The following is a 21646-nucleotide window of genomic DNA, read 5'->3' on the forward strand; positions in this document are numbered from 1 at the left end:
GCCCATATGGCTTTTATAAAACAAAGGTATTACTGATGGCAAGTTTTGTCCAGTATCTGTTCACTTTTTACGTAACCATATTTCCCGGATAATGGCTAAAATTTACCCCGGCACAAAAAGGCCGGGGTATTTCTCAAAAAGGGTTTTAATGGGCAGAGGTTTCATAGCCCGTAACAGGCGGCGGGCAGGTACTTTCGCCATTATTACAGCAAGTTTCCACAGGCTCGCTAATGCCGCAGTAATCTGCGCATAATTCCCGTCCGCGCTCATTGTCGCCATAGCATTGGGTCAAATCGCTTGCGTAAAAGCGGGTTAAATGGTAATGGTAATGTAAATTATCGCTAGTAGCATCCCCGTCAGCGGTGCGGGTGGCGGTGGCGAAACCGTCGCCATAAGTTACCACGTCCGAAAGGGCCACCGTAAAGCCATTGCCTTGTGGGCCTTTGGTGTAAAAGGTGTTTCCGTCCCCTGCGTTTGTGCCCGTGGCGGCATTAACGTCCAACCCTTGCGCCCGAGAGGTATAGCGGCTAATTTGCATATATTTGCGCGTCTGCGCCTGGGAAATGGAATCCAACAGCGTTACGGCTTCCATCATACGGGCGCGCTCTACCGCCTTAAAATAAAGCGGCACAGCGGCCGAAGCCAAAATGCCCATAATGAGTACCACAACTAGCAGTTCTATTAAAGTAAACCCGTTTTTCATATTACTCCTTAAAACTTAAACTACATATAGTTTAGCAGTAAAAAAAGGCTTAATGCAAGTGGGTTGTTTTAGATAAAATCACAGAAAAAACGGCAACGACATTAACAACAGATTCCCGAACGCTCCGCGCCGGCGGCACTCGGAAATGACGATAACGACCCAAGAGGTAGATTCTGAAACAAGTTCAGAATGACCTCTATTTTTATAACGGACTTCTTCCTCATCTCTGCGAACCGCAACACTCGAGAAGGACGACAATAGGCAGTTTCCCAATGCAGGCAGCGACTTTCGGAAATAACGGATATTCCTCTTGCAAAAACGGACAGAAAAAACCCCGCACTAGGCGGGGTTTTTACAATGGAATTAATTACGAATTAGTTGCCGTCTACCGGCGCGGTACACGTCGCTTTACCATCGCTGCAGCAAGTGGCAGCAGGGGTATCAATACCGCAGAAATCAGCACAAAGCGCTTGTCCGTTGGCTTTTTCTGCATTGCATTGGGTCAAGTCGCTCGCATAGTAGCGAACCAACTCATACTGATAGTTTAAACCGGCATCTGCAGGAGCACCATTGGCTTCGCGTGTGGCAGTCGCATGCCCTGTCGTATAGGTTGTACCAGCCAAGGTTACCCCGAAACCATTACCACCCGCACCGGTAGTAACGATGCCTTTGGTATAGTAAACAGAACCCGTAGCCCCAGCAGGAGCAACGTCCAAACCACGATAATCCGTCGCATATTTATTAATCTGCAAGTATTTGCGCTGTTGTGCAGAAGCAATGTTAGAAAGCAGCGTTACGGCTTCCGTCATACGGGAGCGTTCAACCGCTTTAAAATACTGCGGCATAGCCATAGCAGCCAAAATGCCGAGGATCAATACGACCACCAGCAATTCAATCAGGGTAAAACCCTTCTTATTATTCATAAAACCTCCTACAGTTTTATATATAAGTTTAGTTTTATAGCCCCCAGGGGCTACCTTTTCATTTTAATAAGGATTAAAACGGTTGTCAAGCCCTAAATTTTAAAATAGGACCTTAATTATTTTTTCGTTTTTCCACTTCGGGGGTGGCGGGGCTTTCCTGTTGCGGGGTGCGGAGTTTTTCCAGTTCCACCGTCAATTTATTGCACAGGCGCTTGGCAATTTTTCCCTCGGCTTGGCAAGCAAAAACGCCCTCGGGCAACGACATTTCCAAGGTGTAATCAAACAGCCCGCCCTTGCGTACAGCCGTGGCGGTACCTTCGGTTTTTTCTTTATTTAGTTGCAAATCAAGTGCAAAGCCGTCCTGGCCCGTGGCGGCATCTTTGACGGTAAACGCAAAAAAACGTGCATATCCCGCCTTGGGCGCAGCCCCTAAAAAGCCTTGCTTTTTAGGTATCCGGGGTAAGTGTTTGTCCAAGGCCGACCAATCGTAAGTATAGGTTTTGTGTTTAATAAAATACTGGTTTTCCGCCGTAGCCACATTTAAAAGAACGCTGACTGCCGCCGCGGCCTTGCTACCCTCCACGGTGCGTTCGTAAAACGGAAACAACCCCGCGAGCAACAACAGACCGATAAATAAAATAAGGCTAAAACTTTTAAGTTCAAATTTTTTCTTTTTCATTGAATTTCCCCTTTTTTATAACAACAACAGATTCCCGACTACGACACTCGGGAATGACTCAGATGATACTGCTTTTATTAAAAAGTCATACTGGAAGGTTTCTGTCCAGTATCTATTCCTTGTTTTAACAACAACAGTTCCTAGACCGCTCCGCGCCGTGCCAGCCCTTTACATCATACAGGCGGCCTAAAACAAAAGCCGCCCGTTCGGTTAAAAATTATCCGCCAAACTTATTTTGGGTACCATTGGGTCGCCTGTAAGGTCCGTCTGATTGTCCACACCCATATAATCACAGCAGACGCTTACGTCGTTTTCGTTTTCCCACACCGGCACGCACACCGTCTGCGTACTGCCAAAGGGCCGCACCAAGTGATAAGTGTATTTATCAGATTTGCCTACACGTCGCGCCACAACAAACCATTTGTCGGTAGCGTCCTGCTCAAACGAAATTGCAAAACCCTCATTTAAAACACCGCTCTCCACACCGCCGCGCGTGTAATAAATAGTATTTTCCGCACCGTTGGCAAAATCGTTATGTTCTTTGGGAGTGCGGACGGCCACCGGGGCCGCATCCAATTGGTGCCAATAGGGCGTATATTGTTGGCGGCGCAGGAAAAATCGCTCCTGAGCGGAAAGCATTGTTCCCATTAAACTTTCTGCTTCGCCAATGCGCACGCGCTCCACGGCTTTGCCGTAATACGTTACCGCCACGGTGGCTAACACCGCAATAATCAGCACCACTACCACTAATTCCAACAGCGTAAAACCTTTTTTCACGAGAACCCCCGTTTAGAGCCACACTTACTGCACCAACGCCCACCACACAAGCCGCGCGAACTCTTTATTTATAAACTCATAAATGTAGAAATGCCGCCCATCACCATATCTACGGACATCAAAATAAGAATCATACCCGTCAAGCGTTCAATGGCAATCAAGCCGCGTTTACCCAACAAATTGCTAATGGGAAAAGAAGCCATCAAAATAATGGAGTTGATGATAGAGGCCACAATTACCGCACCCAACGTAATAAATTTATTGGACTGCTGTGCCGCCGTAATCATCACCATAGACAAGGCCGCCGGCCCCGCCACCAAAGGAATAGCCAACGGAACCACAAAGGGTTCATCTTCCTTGGGGTCGTTTTTGGGTTCCTCATCCCCGCCAAAAACCAACTTAACCGAGATGATAAACAAAATAATACCACCCGCAATGCTTAACGAATATTCGTGGATACCAAATGCGCGCAAGAACCATTTGCCCAAGAACAAAAAGGCCACCATAATAATCAGGGCGATAGCCAACTCGCGGATGAGTACGGTTTTGCGGCGTTCCGGCGCCACCTTTTTTAGTGCGGCAATAAACAGAGGAATATTGCCGAAGCCGTCCATTACCAACGCAAGCGTAATGACGGAAGAAATAAACGAATCCATAAAAACTCCTTGCAAATTGTTCAATTTTCCGGGAAAATGTTTTTAGCCCGGGCTTCATCCTATATAGTATAGCAAAAAACACTCCCCCCGGAGCAGTGCACAGATAACCTTTTTTTACTCTGCAAGAGGAAAGGGCAATTTAGTAAGATATTAATTATGTTAGACGAACACCGTACAAATTTTATTAATATTGTTAAATGGTTTTTATTGGCTACCGTCATTGGTGCGCTGGTGGGCGTGTTGGACGCGGCCTTTTTAAAGATATTGGACGCCTCTATTGAGTGGAGAAACGGGATTCCGCTGTTTTATTTGGGGCTGCCCGTTTTCTTATATATCGTGGCACTGCTGGGCCGGAAAACCGCCAAGCGCGATAAAGACTTTTCCACAGATGCGGTCATCAATAAAATCAATGCCCAAAGGCCTATTTCTTTTATTTCTATTTTAAAAGGGTTTACCTTGCCTATTGTAACAATGGTTTCCGGCGGTTCGGCGGGTAAAGAAGCCCCGTGCGCGGACGTGGGGGCCGGAGTATCCTCTATACTGGCGCGCCTTTTGCGTATGGACCCGGAAAACCAGCGCAAAATGATGATTTGCGGCGTAAGTGCGGGCTTTGCGGGTGTATTCGGCGTGCCGATATCGGGCGCACTGTTCGGGTTGGAAGTATTATGGGTAGGACATATTTTTTATGAAGTGATGTTCCCTGCTTTGGTTGCCGGAATAACCGCCTTTCAAGTTACCTCTTTTTTAGGGGTAGATTACATTTATCATCCATTGCATTTTGTGCCCGTGTTTTCGGAGCAGTTTTTCCTCAAAATGATTGTGGCCGGGATGTTCTTCGGACTGGTGTCTATCCTGTTTATTGAAATCAGCAAATTTGCCCGCGTGGTATTCCGCTATATTGCTCTGCGTACGCGTCTGTTTTGGGCGTGTATGATTGGAGGGCTTGTTTTAGTGGCGATAGGATATTTTGCTTCGCCCATTTACCTGGGCTTAGGTATGCCCGGTATTGATATGGCCCTAAACGGAGAGCCGCTCTTGTCCCCCTTTGGCTTTTTGTATAAGATTATTACTACCTCTGTTACCTTTGCCGCCGGAGGAATTGGCGGTGTGGTTACGCCGATTTTCTTTGTGGGCGCACAAGCCGGAGCAATGCTGGCCGATTTTATGCGTGTGGATAGTGCTACATTAGCCGCCCTCGGTTTGGTGGCTGTTTTGGCGGGTACGGCCAATACGCCTTTGGCGGCCAGTATTATGGCCATAGAACTTTTTGGACCGGCGATTGCACCCTATGCCACAGTAGTATGCGTGATTAGTTTCTTAATTACCGGGCGGCAAAGCATTTACCCAAGCCAGCGGATTTCTATGGATAGCGGCAAAACATTAGAGGAAGAACCCGACCTCCACCATAAGCATTACGGCCGCCGCGCAAGCGACCGAAAACAACGGATTCACCCGCGCAAGACCTTACTTAAAAAAGCAGTACGGGAAATGGTCCGCCACTTAATACCCAACCCCAAAGGCTTTGACGAGCAAAAATAAAGGCACAAAAAGCCCCGGCGAAAACCGGGGCTTTTCTATCGGTAATAAGTTAGTACAATGGAATATTATACTCGCGGGCCAGAGCATTGTAGCGGTCAATTACTTTGCGTACAAAGCGGCGCTTTTCCACATAACTGCCCGGGAAGAATCCGCTCTTAAAGCCTGCAATTACAATGTTTTTCAGTTCCTTGGGGGCCAGTTCCACATTGCGGACCAACAGTTCCATTTCCTTGGTAACAGTGGTATTGGACACCAAGCGGTTATCCGTATTAATGCTGACGGGAAGCCCGCGCTTAATCATTTCTTTAATCGGGTGGTCCTTTACCGATTTGATTTCCGGCAAGGTCTGCAAATTGCTCGTCAAACAAACCTCAATACCGATGCGTTCGCTGGCAATATAATCAGCCAATGAATTGACGTAATCTTCTTTATCCTGTACCCGTTTGTCTTTAATCATAGAGGCGGCAAACAAGTGCGTGCCGTGGCCCAGGCGGTTGGCATAACAATCGGTAATGGCCTGAAAAATAGATTCCGGACCGTAGGCTTCGCCGGAGTGAACCGTCTTGCGGATAAAATGTTTATGCACATAACGGTAGGCCGCCAAATGGTCAGCCGCCGGATAACCGGCCTCCTCACCCGCCAGGTCAAACCCGACAACAGGCAAATGCTCGTCCTTGGCCAGTTTTACGACCATTTTCGCCAATTCCAACGAAGCAATGCCGAAAATTTCGCTCTTGCTGGATTGGGAAAGGGCTTTAATCAAATTGGCATAATAAGGAGACATAAACTGGTTAAAATTACGCATCGCACACGCAATTATGCCAAAATAAAATTCCAAATCTTCCTCTTTTTTAACAGCGTCCGAAGCGTTATGTTCTTCCTGTGCGCGTTTCAACCCACGCACCACGGCGCGAACGGCATCCTGCGCCGATAAAGTGTCGCTCACGTGCAACTGGGGTGCAAAACGCACCTCTAAATAACGCACACCCTCAGCAATTGCATCTAATCCCAGTTCATAGGCCACCCGCTCAATATTGGCGGCATTTCTCATAACGGCCCCGGTGTAGGAAAAGCCCTTTAAATATTCTACGAGCGAAGCATACTTATCTTTAAAAACCTTTTCGCGCAATCCTTCCTCGGTATAGGCGGGAAGTTCAACTCCCTCTTTTTGGGCCAGTTCAATTAACGTGGAAAGACGCAGAGAGCCGTCCAAATGGACGTGCAAGTCCGCCTTGGGAATTCGCTGTAAAAACTCACTGGGAATCTTCATCATATTATTTTTTCTCCGCTTGTTGGCCCTGGGGTGTATCTTTTACAACATACCCCAACCGGGCAATGGCGTCGCGAAGTTCATCGGACTTTTTCCAATCCTTCGCACCGCGGGCTTCGGCACGCGCTTTTAAAAGGCCGGCTACTTCTGCCGGTAATTCGCAAGCGGCGGCCTCCTGTTTTTTAAATAAATCAAGCGACAAAATCGTATCGGCAAATTCCAAAAATGCCAATTTTTCCCCAGCCGCCAAATCGCAGGAGCGGACGGCTTCCCAAGTAACAGCCAAGGCCTTGGGGGCATTTAAATCGTCCTCCATAGCGGCGGTAAATTTATCCTTCCAGGCTTGGACTTTTTCATTTTGAACGGGAGTGCCTTTGGCTTCGTCTTGGGCTTGGCAAGCCAAGGTGCGAAGATTTTTAAGGCTTTTCGTTGCGCTGTCCATACTTTCGTAAGAAAATTCCAACTGTGTGCGGTAATGCGCGCCCAAGCACAAATAGCGGTAGGCCAAAGGTTCATAACCTTTTTCTTTCAGCACATCCAGCGTAACAAAAGTGCCTCCGGACTTGGACATTTTTCCCGAGCGCAAAATTAAAAATTCGCCGTGGACCCAATAATTCACATATTTTTCGCCGGTTGCGGCTTCACTCTGGGCGATTTCGTTGGTATGGTGAATCGTAACGTGGTCAATCCCGCCGCAATGGATATCCAGCGTATGGCCCAAATATTTCATCGCCATAGCGGAACACTCAATATGCCACCCCGGGAAACCGACTCCCCACGGGCTATCCCACTCCATTTGGCGTTTTTTATCTTTGGGGGAGAATTTCCACAAGGCAAAATCGGTCGGGTTGCGCTTTTCGTCGCTCATTTCCACACGGGCACCGCCCTGTAAACCGCGTATGCGGGCGTGGCCGACAAGCGCGTCATAACGGTCAAACTTGGAAGTGTCGTAATAAATACCGTCCGAAGTACGGTAGGTATAGCCCTTTTCTTCCAAGGTTTTAACAAGGGCAATCATTTCCTGAATATGTGCAGTTGCGCGGCTGATAACCGTCGGGCGGGTACAATGCAAGGCGTCGTAATCCTGCCAGAATTTTTGTTCATAAAACTTGGCAATATCCCACGCGCTTTTTCCCTCGCGAGCGGCACCGACTTCCATTTTATCCTCACCGGAGTCCGCATCTGACACCAAGTGCCCCACGTCGGTAATGTTCATAACGTGTTTAAGCGGATAGTGCAAGCGGATGGTGCGGGAAAGCAAATCCTCAAAAATATAAGTGCGCAAGTTACCAATATGCGCAAAGTTATATACAGTCGGCCCACAGCAGTACATTGTTACCTGCTTTTCGTTCTGCGGTTTAAACTCGTCTTTATGGTGCGTGGCGGTATTATATAAGTACATCATTGGTTAGCCTCTTCTTTCAGTTGCAAATAAGTGGATTTAATCGTATTAAAAAACAGCGTGCAGGTGGACTGGCCCACCTCGTTGGCGGAAGTTTCGCTGAGTTTACAGTTTACAGTAATGTCGGAAAGCGAATTGACCGCGCCTACGCTGGACATAGAATAAGTAAAGCCCACCGGGCGGTATTTTTTAAGTGCTACCGCGTAGGCCTTATCAAGAGCCTTTTGAAACAAGTTCATATCCTTGCGCGTAGCGGAAGCCCCCAACTGAAATTTACGCGTAGCCACGCTGACTACCACGTCGCCATAGTTACCATAGGTACTGGCTAAATTTTCGGAGGTAAAATCTTCATCTTCCCCCAGTTGCGCTTCCTCGGCGGACGGAGCCGTGGTTTCCGTACCGGCAGGAATGCCTTCGGGCGGGAAAGGCGAGGTAAATTCGTAATACGCCTGGTTGCCCGGATAGCGGGAATAATCAATACCTTGGGTTACTTTTTTATGGGAACGGTAATCGGTACTGCTGCACGCGGCCACCAAACCCGCCAAAACCAAGGTTAAAATAAAACGAATTTTCATAGGTACAACTCCTTACTTTTGAATTTTTAACGTAGCCACCGCGTGGCACATAGCCGCTTCCCCGCGGCCAATTTCTCCCACGTGTTCGTGGCTTTTTGATTTAAAACTGACATTTTCCAAGGGCATTTCAAACACTTCCGCCAAAGACTTGCGGACCGTTTCATAATGCGGCTTTATTTTGGGCTCTTGGGTGATAATAGTTGCATCAATGTGTTCAATCTGAGCGTGGTGGGAGCGGACAATTTCCAATACTTTTTTAACAATTTTTACGCTGGAAATCCCTTTAATAGATTCGTCCGTAGGCGGGAACAAAATGCCGATTTCCCCTGCACATAACGCACCTAAAACAGCGTCGCACAAGGCGTGCAGAACTAAATCTCCGTCGCTATGTCCTAAAAAGCCCTTTGTATGCGGGATTTCCGCCCCGCCAATAAACAATTTGCGTCCCGGTTCCAAGCGGTGTAAGTCAAACCCGAAACCGGTGCGGTAAATAACAGAATTTTCCAAGAGAGCCTCCGCAAATATTAAATCTTCCGGCGTGGTGATTTTATTGTTTTTGTAGGAAGAGGGTACCACGCGCACCTTTATCCCCAGTTTTTCAACCAGTTGGGATTCATCCGTTGCCCCTTCCTCTTGCCCGAATTTTTCCAAGGCTTCCGCCAATACCGGGCGGCGGTAGCATTGGGGCGTTTGTGCGGCCCACAAAACCGCTCGGTCCAGCGTGTTTTGCACAAAACCGCCCTCACAAACTTTAACCGTATCTTTAACAGGCACAGCCAATACCGCTGCACCGTATTGCCGTGCGGCCTGCAAGCACGCGCTGATATGAGCGGGCTCCACCAAGGGGCGTGCCCCGTCGTGTACGGCCACTAATTGGGATGCGGCGGAAGTTTTTAAAAAACCGTTTTTTACCGACAAAAGCCTTGTTTTTCCGGGATCTGCAAAGACAATTCCAGGAAACCGCTTTTGCAATTCAGCGCGGTTCTCGGTCGGTGTAACCACCACAATTTCTTTAATTTCCGGCGTCTGTAAAAACGCTTCCACCGTGCGGACAAGTACGGGCTTTGCGCCAAGCGGCAACATTTGCTTGGGGCGGCCCATACGGCTGCCGCTTCCCCCCGCTACAATTACCGCTGACGAAAAGCCCGTCTGTTTAGACATAAAAACCTTATTTAACTTTGGCAAAAATCATCCGGCCGGAAGATGTTTGCAAAATCGAATATACAGCCACTTCCGTGCGTTTACCGATATGTTTGCGGCCATCCTCTACCACGACCATTGTGCCATCATCCAGATAGCCGATACCCTGCTCTTTTTCTTTACCGTCTTTCATAATAAAGAGGGACATACTTTCCCCGGGCAAGACCACTGGTTTTAAGGCGGTAGCCAAATCCGCCACATTAAGAGCAATTACATTGTAAAGCGCGGCAATTTTATTGACATTAAAATCAAGCGTTACCACTTCGGCATCCAAACTTTTAGCCAACTTTACAATACGCTCCTCCAAGGTGTCGGCCTTTGGAGTTTTGCTTGTAATGCGCACGGAAATTTCCGAAAGTTCCTGCAAGCGGGAAGCCACATCCAACCCACGGCGGCCTTTGGCGCGTTCCAACGGGTCCTTGGAGGAGACCATTTTGTTTAATGCGTCTAAGACAAACACCGGCAGCACAATCACGCCGGAGAGGAAATTAATTTCGCACAAATCTACAATGCGCCCGTCCATCAGCGCGGTAACGTCAGCCACCTTTAAGTGGTGCCCCTTGTAAGAAAGCCCCTCCAAATCGCGCGACTTAAACAAACTGGCCAACACCCCAAAAACCAGCAGACCGATTTCAAAAGAACGCTGATGCTGGTTCCAAAAAGCCATTACGTCGCCATTGGCAAAGTTGTTCATCCCATAATCAAACAGAACAAACAACATATAGCCCAACAAAAAGCCGGAGCAGGCTATCATAATTTTAATAAGGCGCAAGCGTTTGAACAACACTTCGCCCGCCACGACGAGCGCGCCGCACAAAAGACCCGACAGCAGGCTCATCCACTCTTTATCAATAAAGTTATACGTTAGAAACGGAAATGCTACCAACGTGGAAATACGAAAAATCCAAATAGGCATATGCCCTCCAAAAATAGGGGAACCTGTCCCCGGATAAGACTAGTTATATTCTAGCACTTTGCAGGCTATTTTTACAGCGTTTCTTTGACGGCGCACCCGCCGGATTAACGCAATTTAAGCGCCAAAGCGTTCAAATCGGCCAATTCCACAAGGCTCATTGCACTCAATTTTTGCTTTTCGCCCTTGGTTACCGAGGCTGAAAAGCCTTTCTTAAAACCTAACCGCTGGGCTTCTTCCAGTCTTCGGTCAATAAGCGGCACCTTGGCAACCTGCCCCAAAATGCCCACCTCAGCCATAAACACACAATCCGGCGCAACCGGAATTTCCTTGCACGAACTGATTACTGCCGCGCAAACGGCTAAATCCAGGGCCGGGTCCTTCAATTTTACGCCACCCGCTAAACTGACAAAGATATCTTTGTTGTCCAAAGACAGCCCGATATGCTTTTCCAACGCGGCGAACAACATTAAGCAACGGTTTAAATCTACTCCCGTAGCCACTCTGCGCGGGAACGGATAGCGTGTGGGTGATACCAATGCTTGGACTTCGGTCAAAATTGGTCTGGAACCCTCCAACGCCAAGGAATATGCCCGGCCCTTCATAGCACTATCACGCGAAGTTTGGGCGAAATATTCGCTGGCATTTTCCACCGATTCAAGTCCGTGGCCCGTCATTTTAAACAAACCGATTTCGCCGGTAGAACCAAAGCGGTTTTTATGCGGGCGCAACAGGCGCAGGACGTTATCCTTTTCCGTGTCAAAATAGAGCACACAATCAACCATATGCTCCAAAATCTTCGGTCCGGCCAGTTCGCCGTCCTTAGTAACGTGGCCCAACACAAAAGTAATAATGCCCTTGGGTTTACACAAGCGCACCAATTCGCCGGTACACTCGCGCACCTGCGCCACCGTACCGGCGGAGGAGGTAAATTCCGGGTGGTAAACCGTTTGAATAGAATCCAAAATCAGCACTTCTGGATTGACCTGTTCCACGGATTCCACAATTTTTTGGATATCCGTTTCACACAACAGGAAAATATTGTCGCCATTTACTTTTAGCCGTTGGGCACGGCCCGAAATCTGGCCGATGCTCTCTTCGCCCGAAATATACAGCACCTTTAACGTCTTGGAAAGTTCCGCCGCCACCTGCAACATTAGCGTAGATTTACCAATGCCGGGGGCCCCGGCCAAAAGGCTCAACTGCCCTTTAACCAGACCTCCGCCCAACAGACGGTCAAACTCGCTGATGTGCGTTTGTATGCGCGGCTCTTTAACGGCCCTGCTGTCTGCCAGTTTTACAATCTCGGAAGAAAAATCCGTAAAACTGCGCGTACGCTGTGCCGCCTTTTTGCTTTCCTGCTGTTTGACTTCTTCTACCAAGGTGTTCCACTCCCCGCACTCCGGGCATTTACCCGCCCATTTGGGGGATTCGTAACCACACTTTTGGCAGACGAAAACTGTTTTAAATTTCATACCTTATCTGGCTCCGGCCGCAGCCGCCATACCAAAGAAAGAAGAAATATCCTGGTCATTAAACGACAGGTTGGCCTTTACCGCAAATTCGTTGGTTTCCATCGCGTCGCGCATCCACGCGCCCACGGAGAAATAACGGTTCACGCGGAAATCTAATCCGTACGTCAAATTGGGCTTATTGAAGCGCCGCCCGTTAATCACGCGGTCGCGGCCCCAATCGTAGAATTCTCCACCCACAGTAAAGCGGCTTAAAAATTCGTCGTCATAGAACGGCTTTAATTCCAAGGCCACCCCACCGCCGCCGCGGATTAAACCGGCGGAAACGGTCGCCCATTTGTTGTAGAGACCAAAGCGGACGTCAAACTTGTTCTTTTCCAAATAGTCGCCGTCTTTGAGTTTATCGTCCTCATTACCGATATTGGCCATACCTACGCGGTAAAATGTATAACCGCTGGACGGGAAGATTTCAAGTGCCAGATCGCTGGTGGCCTGACCCGGGCCGGGCATATAGAAGAAGTCGTAATCCCAATACACGCGGAATCGGCTCATCTTACCCACAAAGGTTTTTACCTCGCCCATTGTTTCCTTCAAATCTTTTACGCTGTCTTTTACGTCCTTCTTCATTTCGGGGTCCTTAATCAAACTGCCGATTACACCTTCCCCATTTTCCAAACTGTTCATCAAAGAGTCCGCCTTAGCCAGCACCTCTTTCAATCGTTCGGAGGCCACGTCTAAATTTTCCACAGAATTTGTCAAATACGGACGCATTTGGGCCACTAATTGGTTCAAATTAGCCGATAACTGGCGCACATCATTCATCGTTTGGTTGAGTTTTTCCCCAAATTCGCCTTGGTTATTTACGCTATCCACAAATTCTTTAATACTGGACATTGTTTGCGAAATCATCACATCCATCGGCTGTTCGTTAAGCCCCGGCACATACTCGCCCGGCTGGATGAGGGGGGCCGAAAGAGGGCCTTGCTCGGCTTTTAAATATTTGGAGCCGATAATACCCGTCATCGCCACGCTAAACTGTGCCCCGCGGTGCAGTTCCACCCCGTCATTAATAGAGGCCACTACAACCACCTGACCATTTTCAATTTTGATTTTTTTAACCTTCCCCACTTCTACCCCCGATAGTTTAACGGGAGCCTGCACGGCCAGGCCGGACACGTCCGCAAACGTGATGTTAATATCGTGTGTTTTGGTTACGGACAGCCCGCCCAAAAAGTAGAGCGAAAAACCAAAGATAAAAAGACCTAATACGGTAAATATCCCCAATTTTGTTTCCGGTTTCATTGTTTATCCTTTTCCTTAAAATAAAATTATGCTTTTAACAACTGCATTTGGATAGGCCCTTGGCTGCTGCCCTCCACAAATTGTTTTACATACGGGTTATCCGTTTTTTTAAATTCTTCCGGCGTACCGTACATCAAAATATGTCCCTCGTACAAGAACGCAATATAATCGGCAATTTTAAAGGCCGAACGCATATCGTGCGTAATCACGACCGAGGTTACCCCCAGTTTGGCCTTTAACCCGATAATCAAATCGCTGATAATATCGGACATTATAGGGTCCAACCCGGTGGTTGGCTCGTCATATAAAATTACTTTCGGCTCCACCGCCAGCACGCGCGCCAACGAAACGCGCTTTTTCATACCGCCGGACAGTTCGCTGGGGTTTAATTTGGCTACGTCCTCTTTTAGCCCCACCAAGGCCAATTTTTCTTTAATTACCTTGGGATATTCGCTTTCCGGCACTTCGGTTAAATATTTAAGACCAAAAGTAACATTTTCGCCCACGCTCATAGAGTCAAACAAGGCTCCCTCTTGGAACAAATAGCCGAACTTGCGGCGGATAGCGGCCAGTTTAATTTCGCTGTGGATTTTTGTAATATCCTTTCCGTCCACCCATATATGTCCGCCCGTGGCCTCTTCCAACCCGATAAGGCATTTGATTAAGGTGCTTTTGCCCGAGCCGGAACCGCCCAAAATGCAAGTGGTTTTGCCCTCTTCTATTTTGAGGTTTATATCCTTTAACACCTGTTTGGGGCCAAAACTTTTTTTCAAATCTTTAATTTCAATCATATTAAACCCCGAACGCCGTTAAAATGGCGGTTAAAAAGTAATCCAATACCAAAATAAGCACAATCGTCGTAACTACGGCCCCGGTGGTAGATTTCCCCACTCCTTCGGCACCGCCGCGCGTGCTGACCCCTTTGTAGCAGCAAACCGTCGCCACCATAAACGCAAACACAAACGATTTAATAAAGCCGTGCATAAAGTCCTTCACACCCATAAACGAGGTAATATCCGTAATATATACCTCTCCGGCAACTCCCAGCGCATAAACCGCCACCAAATAGCCGCCCAAGACTCCAAACAAGTTGGAAAAAAGTGTTAAAACCGGCATTGTAAACACAAAGCCAAACATCCGCGGGATAACTAAATAGCGGATAGGGTTCGTGCCTAATGTATAAAGCGCATCAATCTGCTCGGTAACCGCCATTGTGCCGATTTGTGCCGTTACCGCCGCCCCCGCCCGGCCGGAAACGACCACCGCCGTCAGTACCGGCCCTAATTCGCGGATAAGCGAAAAAGTAACAATCGTTCCCACGAAAATAGGTTCTCCGAAGATATTGCCAATCGTGTTTCCTGCCTGCAACGCCAGCACCATACCCGTAAACAAACTGGTAAGCGCCGTTACGCCCAAAGATTCTACGCCAATCGTTACGCTCTGCTCCACCGCCTGACCAAATTCAAAGCGGGAGTGCGTCAGCCAGAACAAAGACGAGCGGACCATTTGGGCGGCTCCGCCCACTTGGCCGAACAGGTTGGACATATATTTACCAATAAGTGTAAACATTATTCTTTGTAAATCCTCGGTACGCGCATCATCAAAAGAGTGCACAATTCATAATCAATCGTGCCCGCCTTTTCAGCCAGTTCCGCGTAAGTAATTTCTTCGTTGCCTTGGCGGCCTACGGCTACCGCTTCGTCGCCCACTTTTACGGACCCTGCATTGGTAATATCCACCATCATCATATCCATTGTGATATTACCTAACACCCGGCAACGCTTGCCGTTAATAAGCACCTCTGCTTTATTGGAAAGCGCGCGCAAATAGCCGTCCCCATACCCCAAGGGCAAAGTGGCTACCTTCATTGGGGCCGGAGCAATAAAACTGCGGTTATAACTAATACTCGCCCCGGCGGGAACGTCCTTCACATATACCACACGGGTTTTTAAGGACAAAATCGGCTCAAACCCGGCTTCTAATCCAAGCGCGCTGTGGCCCGTGCGGACCATATCATAATGCACATCGGGCCGCGCGGTAATAGCCGAAGAAGCCGCCACGTGGCAATAATTGATATGGATACCCTTTAAATGGACATTGGTTAAAGTATCTCGGTAGTAACCGATTTGTTCCTCGGTATAGGCCGGATCGGTCTCCACGCTGGAAAGGTGCGTAAAAAGGCCATCTAAAATAACGTGCGGGTTTTTATCCAAATATTCAATCACATTAAAAACTCCGCCGCGACGCGTGCCGATACGCCCCATACCGGTATCTTGCTTAACGTGGCAAAGGGCTTTTTTACCTATTTTTTCCGCAATTTCGCATACGGCCTTGGCTGCATCTAAACTGGCAATAGTGATGGCGATATTGTTTTTAATGGCATACTCAAACGCTTCAAACGGGTAAATACTGCCCAAAACCAAAATAGGCAATGATATCCCCGCCTGGCGCAACTGCAAGGCTTCTTCCACCGAGGCCGCACCAAAAAAATCGCTTAGTTTGTTTTTTTCTAAAAACAGACCCAAAGGCACCGCTCCGTGGCCGTAGGCGTTCGCCTTCAAAACAGTCAAAACGCGCACGCCCTCTCCGGCCTGCTCGTGCACCTTACGCATATTGCGGGCCAGTTTTTTTAAATCCACTTCGGCAACCGTCGGTCTTAAAATAGGCATCATATACATTACTCCGGAATCGCCATTGTGGTATTTCCGCCCACATTCTGCGCTGATTCCAAAGATTCAGGTGCGGGATTTGTGAACAAGGCATATTCGCCAAAGAAAGCCAAGTCAATATCTCCCACCGGGCCGTTACGCTGTTTGGCAATAATCAGCGTGGCTTTATTTTTTAGCGTTTCGTCGTCGCGTTTATAATACGCTTCGCGGTGGATTAAAGCCACCACGTCGGCGTCCTGTTCAATAGAGCCGGATTCGCGCAAGTCGGAAAGTTGCGGCTTATTGTCTTGGCGGCTCTTATCCTCGTTTTTGCGGCTCAACTGCGAAAGAGCCAAGACAGGCACATTTAAGGTGCGGGCTAAATCTTTAAGCATACGGGAAATTTCCGATACTTCCTGCTGTCTGCTTTCGGTACGGCGTTCACCGCCGCGGATTAACTGCAAGTAGTCAATCACAATAAGCCCCAACTCTTTGCCTTGTTTTTTTAGATCGGTGGCCAAACGGCGCGCGCGCATACGCAGTTCGGTAATGGAAATACCGGACGTATCGTCAATATACATCGGCGCAGAAGCCAAGCGGCCCAATTCGCGCGTTAAATCGGACCATTTGCTCTGCTCGTAATATCCGGTACGCAACTTATAAATTTCCACCATAGAGGCCGCGCCGAGCATACGTTCAAAAATAATGTGCCGCCCCATTTCCAGCGAGAAAAATGCCACCGGGAACCCGCACTCCACGCAAGCGTGGTGCGCAATATTTAAGGCCAAAGCGGTTTTACCTTGGCTGGGACGCGCCCCTAAAATAATAAGGTCAGATTTTCTAAGCCCGCCCGTTTTGCGGTCAAACTCATCTAATCCAGTCGGCACCCCTTGAATAGCGTTTTTATTGCGTACGGCTTTTTCCAAAATTTCAATCACTTCGGGGGCCAAATCTTTTGAAGAAACAAAGCCCGTAAGTTTCTGCTTTTGACTTAACTTATAAATTTGGTCGGCGGCAGAGTCAATCAGCACCTGAGGATCGTCGTCCTCTTCCTTATAGCAGCGTTGGACAAGTGATGTGGCCGTGCGAATTAAATCGCGTACGACGTACTTTTTATAGACGATTTCCGCATAGTGCTTAATATGGGCGGCGGTGGAAACCTTATCCACCAGTTGTGTTAAATAAACTTCCCCCCCCAACTGGGCCAAAAGGTTATTTTTTTTCAGTTCCTCACTAAGCGTAATGATATCAATCGCTTGGCCCCGGTCCGCCAGGTTCTTCATTGCGGCAAAAATCTTTTGGTGGGATTCTTTATAAAAATGTTCGGGCTTTAAAATTTCCAACGCATCGGTTACAGCCTCCGCATCCAAAAGCATTGAGCCTAAAACAGCCATTTCCGCATCTATTGCCTGCGGAGGGATTTTTTCTTCCAATAAATTGCTTGCCATAAGTCCTCTACAACTAAAAAATGGGTCCACACGCTTACTCCCCGGTAAGGCGTGCTTTTTATTATTGTAGCAATTTAGGCACTTTTAATGCCACCCGAACAAGGGTTAATTGGGCAATTTATAACAAGGAGTTTGAGAAGAACCGTATTGGCAAATCTGGTACTCTGCACCCCCGATTTTGGCACATTTGTCTTGTCCCATACAAAAACCGTGCGACCGCACTAAACAATGCTGTTGGCATCATCCCCGAGAGTTTTGGCGGCCCGCAGGGTGCGGGTATCTGTCATTCTGTAAGAGAACAACCACGGCAAAAATAAATTCCCGATTACGACACTCGGAAACGACAACAATAACAACGAAATCCCAGACAAAAAAAACTCCGGGATGACTTCCTAATTTAACACCAACAAAAAACCCCCGCACGGGGCGGGGGTCATTACAAAACGCAATTAGGTTGGGAGTTATTTGGCTTCTGCCGCCGCTTCTTTGGCTTCCGGCTTAGCATCGGCTACTTTTTCTTCCACCGTGGTCAAGGGGTTAATTTGTACCTTGATAACCGCGGTAACGGTGGGTTTCAAATAAATACCCACTTCGGTTTCACCCAAAGCCTTAATCGGCATATTGAGTTCAATGGCGTCCTTGGCAATGTTGTGGCCCAAGGCGTTCAAGGCTTTAAAGATATCGGCTTTGTTTACGGAACCGAACACCACGCCGTCGCTGTTGACGGTTTTGGTGAACGGAAGCACGACACCGGCCAATTTTTCGGCGATGGCGCGGGCTTCGGCGAGTTCCGCTTCAATGCGTTTGGCGCGTCTTTCGGCACCCAACTGCCAATTCTTAATAGCGCCTTCCGTGGCGATTTCGGCCAAGCGGTGCGGCACCAAGAAATTGCGGGCATAGCCGGGCTTTACATCAACGATGGAGCCCATCATACCCAAATTTTTTACGTTCTGTTTCAAAATAACTTTCATTTCTTACGTCCTCCGGCTTATTTCTTGGGCAAAGAATACGGCAAGATAGCCAAGTTGCGATCGCGTTTGATAGCCTTGGTAATCTGGCGCTGGTGTTTAGCGCAGGTGCCGGTAATTCTTCTGGAAAGGATTTTGCCGCTTTCCATAGTAAAGGACTTTACGAACTGAAAGTTCTTGTAATCCACATTGTCAATTTTTTCAGCGCAGACTTTGCAGACTTTTCTTCTGCTTTCAAAGCGCTTTTTGCCCATAAACGGACGCGCCGGTCTTTCGGAGCGGACGGCCGGAGCAGCGGCATTGGCCGCAGCGGGGGCTTGCGTGTTTTTAATTTCTTCGGACATTTGTTATCTCTCTTTGGTTCCTGTTAAAAAGGCACGTCGTCTTCCATTACGTCAGTAGTGGGAACGTCGTCCTTAGCGGCCGGAGCGGCATCAGCGGTGTGATAACCGCCGGCGGCGTTATTTTCCAGTATTTGGATTCTACGGGCTGTTACCTGCAAACTTCTGCGGGTTTGACCAGTAGTTTTATCGGTGTATTCGCTGCTGGTGAGGCGACCCTCCACGGAAATGGGGGTCCCTTTTTTCACCCGGTCTTTACACCGTTCGGCGGCAGCACCCCAAACCACTACGGGAACGAATACGGTGTCATCTTTCCACTCGTTTGTGGCAGTATCCAAATATCTGCGGTTGACCGCAATGTCACAACGGCACACTGCCTGACCTTTCTGCGTAAAAGAAACGTTAGGGTCACGTGTTAACCGTCCGACTAGAAATACAACGTTTTGTTCCGGTAATTTGATTTGTGCTGGCATAGCGACCTTATTTTGCAACGGCAGGAGCCGGTTTTACCTTCACTTCTACGGCGCACATCGTCATAGAGCGGAGGACTTTTTCGTTAAGTTTCAAAGCATCTTCAAAAACTTTTACAAATTTCGGTTCGGCTTTGAACTTTAAATAGAGGTAGAAGCCATCGCGAACGTGATTTACTTCGTGGGTGAATTTTCTTCTGCCCAATCTTTCTTCGCTGACAACTTCGCCACCGTTTTTCGTGATAAGGTCTTTGGCCTTAACCACAAATTCGCCCACTTCTCCGTCGGAGAGTTGGGGTTTCACAATAATTACGCTTTCGTAAGTTTTCATATACCAATTATTCTTTTTTGCGTTTTGCAGAGTCAAAAAACACCAAGGGCTTACGCCCCGTATAATTTGCTCTATGGATATTATAACAAAATTAGAGGAATTTATATAGCCAAATTAGGCGCGTTTTAGGAAAATTTTAGCCGGAGAGGTGGCCCCTTTGATAAGAGAGAGTTTGTTTTCGGGCAAATTGAGGTGTTGTGCCAGCAACGCGCGGACTGCCTCGTTGGCACGGCCCTGTTCGGCGGGGGCTTTTACCCACAGTTCAAAGGTATCCGGGGCTTTTTGAACAAGTTTGTTCTTCTTTTCCCCCGCGTGGACTTTTACCTTAATATAACTTTCCATATTTCTATTTTACTTTTTTGCGCAAAAGCCCGCTTATTCTTTTGCTCCGTTTACAAAAAAATCACTCTTGCGGAGGCCCCTTTGGGAGAGAACAAGCGCAAAAGTGATTTTTATAATCGGAGTTTTACTTATTATTTGCTGACAATTAAACTCTTGGCCGTCATATCGGCAGGCTTTTTAAGCCCCATCACGTCCAATACCGTTACCGCAATATCGCCCAGGTTGCCTGTGGCGGCCATTTTGGCGTTTTTGTGGTTGTTGCTGACATACACAAAATCCACCAAGTTGGTCGTATGGGCGGTTTTGGGCATATTGATTTTATCGTCCCACATTTCTTCGGCATTGCCGTGGTCGGCGGTAATAAACACAGTGTAACCGTGCTTCAAGGCATCCTCTGTTACCAGGCCCGTGCACTCGTCCACCACTTCTACGGCTTTTACCACGGATTCAAATTTGCCCGTATGACCCACCATATCGCAGTTAGCAAAGTTAATAACAATAAAGTCATACTTGCCCGTGGCGATTTGTTTGAGGGCTTCGTCCTTAACGATATAGGCTTCCATTTCCGGATGTTCGGCAAAGGTAGCCGGGTCAAAGCGGCCTTTAATTTCAATGCGGTCCTCTCCGGCATACGGTTTAATTTGTTTGCCGTTAAAGAAGGACGTAACGTGTTTGAATTTTTGCGTTTCAGCCAAGCGCAACTGCTTTAAGCCGGCATCTGAGATTACCTGCCCGAGCAAGTGGTCCATACCGCCGCCGTCTGTCATAGAGGGCAAGGCATTAAACGGGAAAGCATCATAGTATTTAGTCAATCCGCAATACACGCACGGCACGCGTTCGCCGCGGTGGCCCGGATAGTTATCATCAATAAATGCACGGGTCAGTTGGATAGCGCGGTCTTGGCGGAAGTTAAAGAAAATCACGCTGGAACCGGCTTCCATACCTTTATAATCGCCCAATACGGTCGGCGGGATATATTCGTCCACCATCGGCGTATTGGTGGGGGTCTTCATTGTTTTGTAATCGGTTTCCACCACTTCTTCGGCGGTATTCCCGTGTAAGCCTTGTGCGTGCACAATTAAATTATAGGCTTTATCGGTCAGACTCCAATCCTCGCCGCGGTCCATAGCATAGTAGCGGCCCTGAATAGTGGCAATTTTTCCGACACCGTATTCTTTAATTTTTTCTTCCAAGGTGCGGATAAACCCGATAGAACTCTGCGGCGGCGTATCGCGTCCGTCGGCAAAGAAATGTATATATACATCCTTAATGCCCTTTTCCGCGGCATATTTCATAATGGCGTGCAAATGGTCCTGGTGGGCGTGTACCCCTTCATCTTGCACAAGGCCCATAACGTGCAGCGGTTTATGGTTTTTCAGGCAGTTATCAATGCAGGCGGCAAACGGGGCGGATTTAAATAAAGAACCGTCCTCAATGGTGTCTTTCAAGCGTTTGAGTTCCTGTACCACAATGCGCCCCGCACCCATATTGAGGTGGCCGACTTCGGAGGATCCCATATACCCGGCGGGCAAACCTACTTGTTCGCCGGAGGCTTCAATTTGCGTATGAGGATATTCGGCCAAATATTTCGTCATATTCGGCGTTTTGGCATTGGTTACGGCATTGTGCGGACCGGCTTTGGCATCGCCCCAACCGTCGCGAATAATTAAAACTACTTTTTCCATAA

23 protein-coding genes are annotated in these 21646 nt (G+C 48.1%); 1 reads left to right on the forward strand and 22 read right to left on the reverse strand.

The genetic code is table 11. From position 1 onward, the window contains the following. Positions 1-145: 145 nt before the first annotated feature. The 5 genes from ACQY2K_RS00520 to ACQY2K_RS00540 form a co-directional block, all read right to left on the reverse strand. Complete coding sequence (locus tag ACQY2K_RS00520) at positions 146-703, reverse strand: type IV pilin protein (RefSeq protein WP_428040341.1); 558 nt, start codon at positions 701-703, stop codon at positions 146-148. Between the two features lie 374 nt (positions 704-1077). Then, complete coding sequence (locus tag ACQY2K_RS00525; RefSeq protein WP_428040342.1) at positions 1078-1626, reverse strand: type IV pilin protein; 549 nt, start codon at positions 1624-1626, stop codon at positions 1078-1080. 112 nt (positions 1627-1738) lie between these two features. Further along, complete coding sequence (locus ACQY2K_RS00530) at positions 1739-2305, reverse strand: hypothetical protein (RefSeq protein ID WP_428040343.1); 567 nt, start codon at positions 2303-2305, stop codon at positions 1739-1741. Between the two features lie 210 nt (positions 2306-2515). Continuing rightward, positions 2516-3082 (reverse strand): prepilin-type N-terminal cleavage/methylation domain-containing protein, encoded by a 567-nt coding sequence (locus ACQY2K_RS00535; protein ID WP_428040344.1) that lies wholly within the window; start codon positions 3080-3082, stop codon positions 2516-2518. A gap of 68 nt (positions 3083-3150) precedes the next feature. After that, positions 3151-3738 carry a MarC family protein gene (locus ACQY2K_RS00540; protein WP_177748385.1) on the reverse strand — a complete coding sequence of 196 codons (588 nt, stop codon included), beginning with the start codon at positions 3736-3738 and terminating at the stop codon, positions 3151-3153. 156 nt (positions 3739-3894) lie between these two features. On the opposite strand from ACQY2K_RS00540, the gene ACQY2K_RS00545 reads away from it, so the two are divergent. Further along, on the forward strand, positions 3895-5277 hold the full coding sequence (locus tag ACQY2K_RS00545; RefSeq protein ID WP_177748387.1) for a chloride channel protein: 1383 nt from the start codon (positions 3895-3897) through the stop codon (positions 5275-5277). Positions 5278-5326: 49 nt separating this feature from the next. Here ACQY2K_RS00545 and ACQY2K_RS00550 read toward each other — a convergent pair whose 3' ends face one another. The 17 genes from ACQY2K_RS00550 to gpmI all read right to left on the reverse strand — a co-directional run bounded on the left by ACQY2K_RS00550 (position 5327) and on the right by gpmI (position 21644). After that, positions 5327-6550, reverse strand: coding sequence for an adenosine deaminase family protein (locus ACQY2K_RS00550; RefSeq protein ID WP_428040345.1), 1224 nt, complete (start codon positions 6548-6550; stop codon positions 5327-5329). A gap of 1 nt (position 6551) precedes the next feature. Beyond that, complete coding sequence (cysS, locus tag ACQY2K_RS00555) at positions 6552-7952, reverse strand: cysteine--tRNA ligase (RefSeq protein WP_428040346.1); 1401 nt, start codon at positions 7950-7952, stop codon at positions 6552-6554. Beyond that, positions 7949-8524 carry a hypothetical protein gene (locus ACQY2K_RS00560; protein WP_428040347.1) on the reverse strand — a complete coding sequence of 192 codons (576 nt, stop codon included), beginning with the start codon at positions 8522-8524 and terminating at the stop codon, positions 7949-7951. The genes cysS and ACQY2K_RS00560 overlap by 4 nt, the downstream gene beginning before the upstream one ends. Before the next feature lie 12 nt (positions 8525-8536). Then, positions 8537-9685, reverse strand: coding sequence for a 2-C-methyl-D-erythritol 4-phosphate cytidylyltransferase (ispD, locus tag ACQY2K_RS00565; RefSeq protein ID WP_428040348.1), 1149 nt, complete (start codon positions 9683-9685; stop codon positions 8537-8539). Positions 9686-9692: 7 nt separating this feature from the next. Next, positions 9693-10640, reverse strand: coding sequence for a PIN/TRAM domain-containing protein (locus ACQY2K_RS00570; protein ID WP_428040349.1), 948 nt, complete (start codon positions 10638-10640; stop codon positions 9693-9695). A gap of 104 nt (positions 10641-10744) precedes the next feature. Next, entirely contained in the window at positions 10745-12112 is a 1368-nt protein-coding gene (gene radA / locus ACQY2K_RS00575) for a DNA repair protein RadA (protein ID WP_428040350.1), read from the reverse strand. A gap of 3 nt (positions 12113-12115) precedes the next feature. Next, positions 12116-13411, reverse strand: coding sequence for an MlaD family protein (locus ACQY2K_RS00580; RefSeq protein WP_428040351.1), 1296 nt, complete (start codon positions 13409-13411; stop codon positions 12116-12118). A 26-nt stretch (positions 13412-13437) separates the two neighbouring features. After that, positions 13438-14202 carry an ABC transporter ATP-binding protein gene (locus tag ACQY2K_RS00585; RefSeq protein ID WP_428039438.1) on the reverse strand — a complete coding sequence of 255 codons (765 nt, stop codon included), beginning with the start codon at positions 14200-14202 and terminating at the stop codon, positions 13438-13440. A 1-nt stretch (position 14203) separates the two neighbouring features. Continuing rightward, on the reverse strand, positions 14204-14980 hold the full coding sequence (locus ACQY2K_RS00590) for an MlaE family lipid ABC transporter permease subunit (RefSeq protein ID WP_177748404.1): 777 nt from the start codon (positions 14978-14980) through the stop codon (positions 14204-14206). Then, on the reverse strand, positions 14980-16083 hold the full coding sequence (gene alr, locus ACQY2K_RS00595; protein ID WP_428040352.1) for an alanine racemase: 1104 nt from the start codon (positions 16081-16083) through the stop codon (positions 14980-14982). The genes ACQY2K_RS00590 and alr overlap by 1 nt, the downstream gene beginning before the upstream one ends. 5 nt (positions 16084-16088) lie before the next feature. Beyond that, positions 16089-17507 carry a replicative DNA helicase gene (gene dnaB, locus ACQY2K_RS00600; RefSeq protein ID WP_177748408.1) on the reverse strand — a complete coding sequence of 473 codons (1419 nt, stop codon included), beginning with the start codon at positions 17505-17507 and terminating at the stop codon, positions 16089-16091. A 461-nt stretch (positions 17508-17968) separates the two neighbouring features. Continuing rightward, complete coding sequence (rplI, locus tag ACQY2K_RS00605) at positions 17969-18478, reverse strand: 50S ribosomal protein L9 (protein WP_177748410.1); 510 nt, start codon at positions 18476-18478, stop codon at positions 17969-17971. Positions 18479-18495: 17 nt separating this feature from the next. Further along, the gene (gene rpsR, locus ACQY2K_RS00610; RefSeq protein WP_177748412.1) at positions 18496-18819 is read right to left on the reverse strand and encodes a 30S ribosomal protein S18; all 324 of its coding nucleotides are present in this window, start codon (positions 18817-18819) and stop codon (positions 18496-18498) included. Positions 18820-18842: 23 nt separating this feature from the next. Continuing rightward, positions 18843-19289 (reverse strand): single-stranded DNA-binding protein, encoded by a 447-nt coding sequence (locus ACQY2K_RS00615; protein ID WP_177748414.1) that lies wholly within the window; start codon positions 19287-19289, stop codon positions 18843-18845. A 7-nt stretch (positions 19290-19296) separates the two neighbouring features. Beyond that, entirely contained in the window at positions 19297-19617 is a 321-nt protein-coding gene (gene rpsF, locus ACQY2K_RS00620) for a 30S ribosomal protein S6 (RefSeq protein ID WP_177748416.1), read from the reverse strand. Positions 19618-19731: 114 nt separating this feature from the next. Continuing rightward, the gene (locus ACQY2K_RS00625) at positions 19732-19959 is read right to left on the reverse strand and encodes a DUF167 family protein (RefSeq protein ID WP_177748417.1); all 228 of its coding nucleotides are present in this window, start codon (positions 19957-19959) and stop codon (positions 19732-19734) included. A 131-nt stretch (positions 19960-20090) separates the two neighbouring features. Continuing rightward, the gene (gene gpmI, locus ACQY2K_RS00630) at positions 20091-21644 is read right to left on the reverse strand and encodes a 2,3-bisphosphoglycerate-independent phosphoglycerate mutase (RefSeq protein WP_428040353.1); all 1554 of its coding nucleotides are present in this window, start codon (positions 21642-21644) and stop codon (positions 20091-20093) included. Positions 21645-21646: the final 2 nt, after the last annotated feature.

This window comes from Candidatus Avelusimicrobium fimicolum, from assembly GCF_021632165.1.
Lineage (GTDB): Bacteria > Elusimicrobiota > Elusimicrobia > Elusimicrobiales > Elusimicrobiaceae > Avelusimicrobium > Avelusimicrobium fimicola.

Bases quoted from the DNA above. Each gene is read 5' to 3' on its own strand.
- ACQY2K_RS00520 (WP_428040341.1), bottom strand. From the start codon at position 703: ATGAAAAACGGGTTTACTTTAATAGAACTGCTAGTTGTGGTACTCATT.
- ACQY2K_RS00525 (WP_428040342.1), bottom strand. From the start codon at position 1,626: ATGAATAATAAGAAGGGTTTTACCCTGATTGAATTGCTGGTGGTCGTA.
- ACQY2K_RS00530 (WP_428040343.1), bottom strand. From the start codon at position 2,305: ATGAAAAAGAAAAAATTTGAACTTAAAAGTTTTAGCCTTATTTTATTT.
- ACQY2K_RS00540 (WP_177748385.1), bottom strand. From the start codon at position 3,738: ATGGATTCGTTTATTTCTTCCGTCATTACGCTTGCGTTGGTAATGGAC.
- ACQY2K_RS00545 (WP_177748387.1), top strand. From the start codon at position 3,895: ATGTTAGACGAACACCGTACAAATTTTATTAATATTGTTAAATGGTTT.
- ACQY2K_RS00550 (WP_428040345.1), bottom strand. From the start codon at position 6,550: ATGATGAAGATTCCCAGTGAGTTTTTACAGCGAATTCCCAAGGCGGAC.
- cysS (WP_428040346.1), bottom strand. From the start codon at position 7,952: ATGATGTACTTATATAATACCGCCACGCACCATAAAGACGAGTTTAAA.
- ACQY2K_RS00560 (WP_428040347.1), bottom strand. From the start codon at position 8,524: ATGAAAATTCGTTTTATTTTAACCTTGGTTTTGGCGGGTTTGGTGGCC.
- ispD (WP_428040348.1), bottom strand. From the start codon at position 9,685: ATGTCTAAACAGACGGGCTTTTCGTCAGCGGTAATTGTAGCGGGGGGA.
- ACQY2K_RS00570 (WP_428040349.1), bottom strand. From the start codon at position 10,640: ATGCCTATTTGGATTTTTCGTATTTCCACGTTGGTAGCATTTCCGTTT.
- radA (WP_428040350.1), bottom strand. From the start codon at position 12,112: ATGAAATTTAAAACAGTTTTCGTCTGCCAAAAGTGTGGTTACGAATCC.
- ACQY2K_RS00580 (WP_428040351.1), bottom strand. From the start codon at position 13,411: ATGAAACCGGAAACAAAATTGGGGATATTTACCGTATTAGGTCTTTTT.
- ACQY2K_RS00585 (WP_428039438.1), bottom strand. From the start codon at position 14,202: ATGATTGAAATTAAAGATTTGAAAAAAAGTTTTGGCCCCAAACAGGTG.
- ACQY2K_RS00590 (WP_177748404.1), bottom strand. From the start codon at position 14,980: ATGTTTACACTTATTGGTAAATATATGTCCAACCTGTTCGGCCAAGTG.
- alr (WP_428040352.1), bottom strand. From the start codon at position 16,083: ATGATGCCTATTTTAAGACCGACGGTTGCCGAAGTGGATTTAAAAAAA.
- dnaB (WP_177748408.1), bottom strand. From the start codon at position 17,507: ATGGCAAGCAATTTATTGGAAGAAAAAATCCCTCCGCAGGCAATAGAT.
- rplI (WP_177748410.1), bottom strand. From the start codon at position 18,478: ATGAAAGTTATTTTGAAACAGAACGTAAAAAATTTGGGTATGATGGGC.
- rpsR (WP_177748412.1), bottom strand. From the start codon at position 18,819: ATGTCCGAAGAAATTAAAAACACGCAAGCCCCCGCTGCGGCCAATGCC.
- ACQY2K_RS00615 (WP_177748414.1), bottom strand. From the start codon at position 19,289: ATGCCAGCACAAATCAAATTACCGGAACAAAACGTTGTATTTCTAGTC.
- rpsF (WP_177748416.1), bottom strand. From the start codon at position 19,617: ATGAAAACTTACGAAAGCGTAATTATTGTGAAACCCCAACTCTCCGAC.
- ACQY2K_RS00625 (WP_177748417.1), bottom strand. From the start codon at position 19,959: ATGGAAAGTTATATTAAGGTAAAAGTCCACGCGGGGGAAAAGAAGAAC.
- gpmI (WP_428040353.1), bottom strand. From the start codon at position 21,644: ATGGAAAAAGTAGTTTTAATTATTCGCGACGGTTGGGGCGATGCCAAA.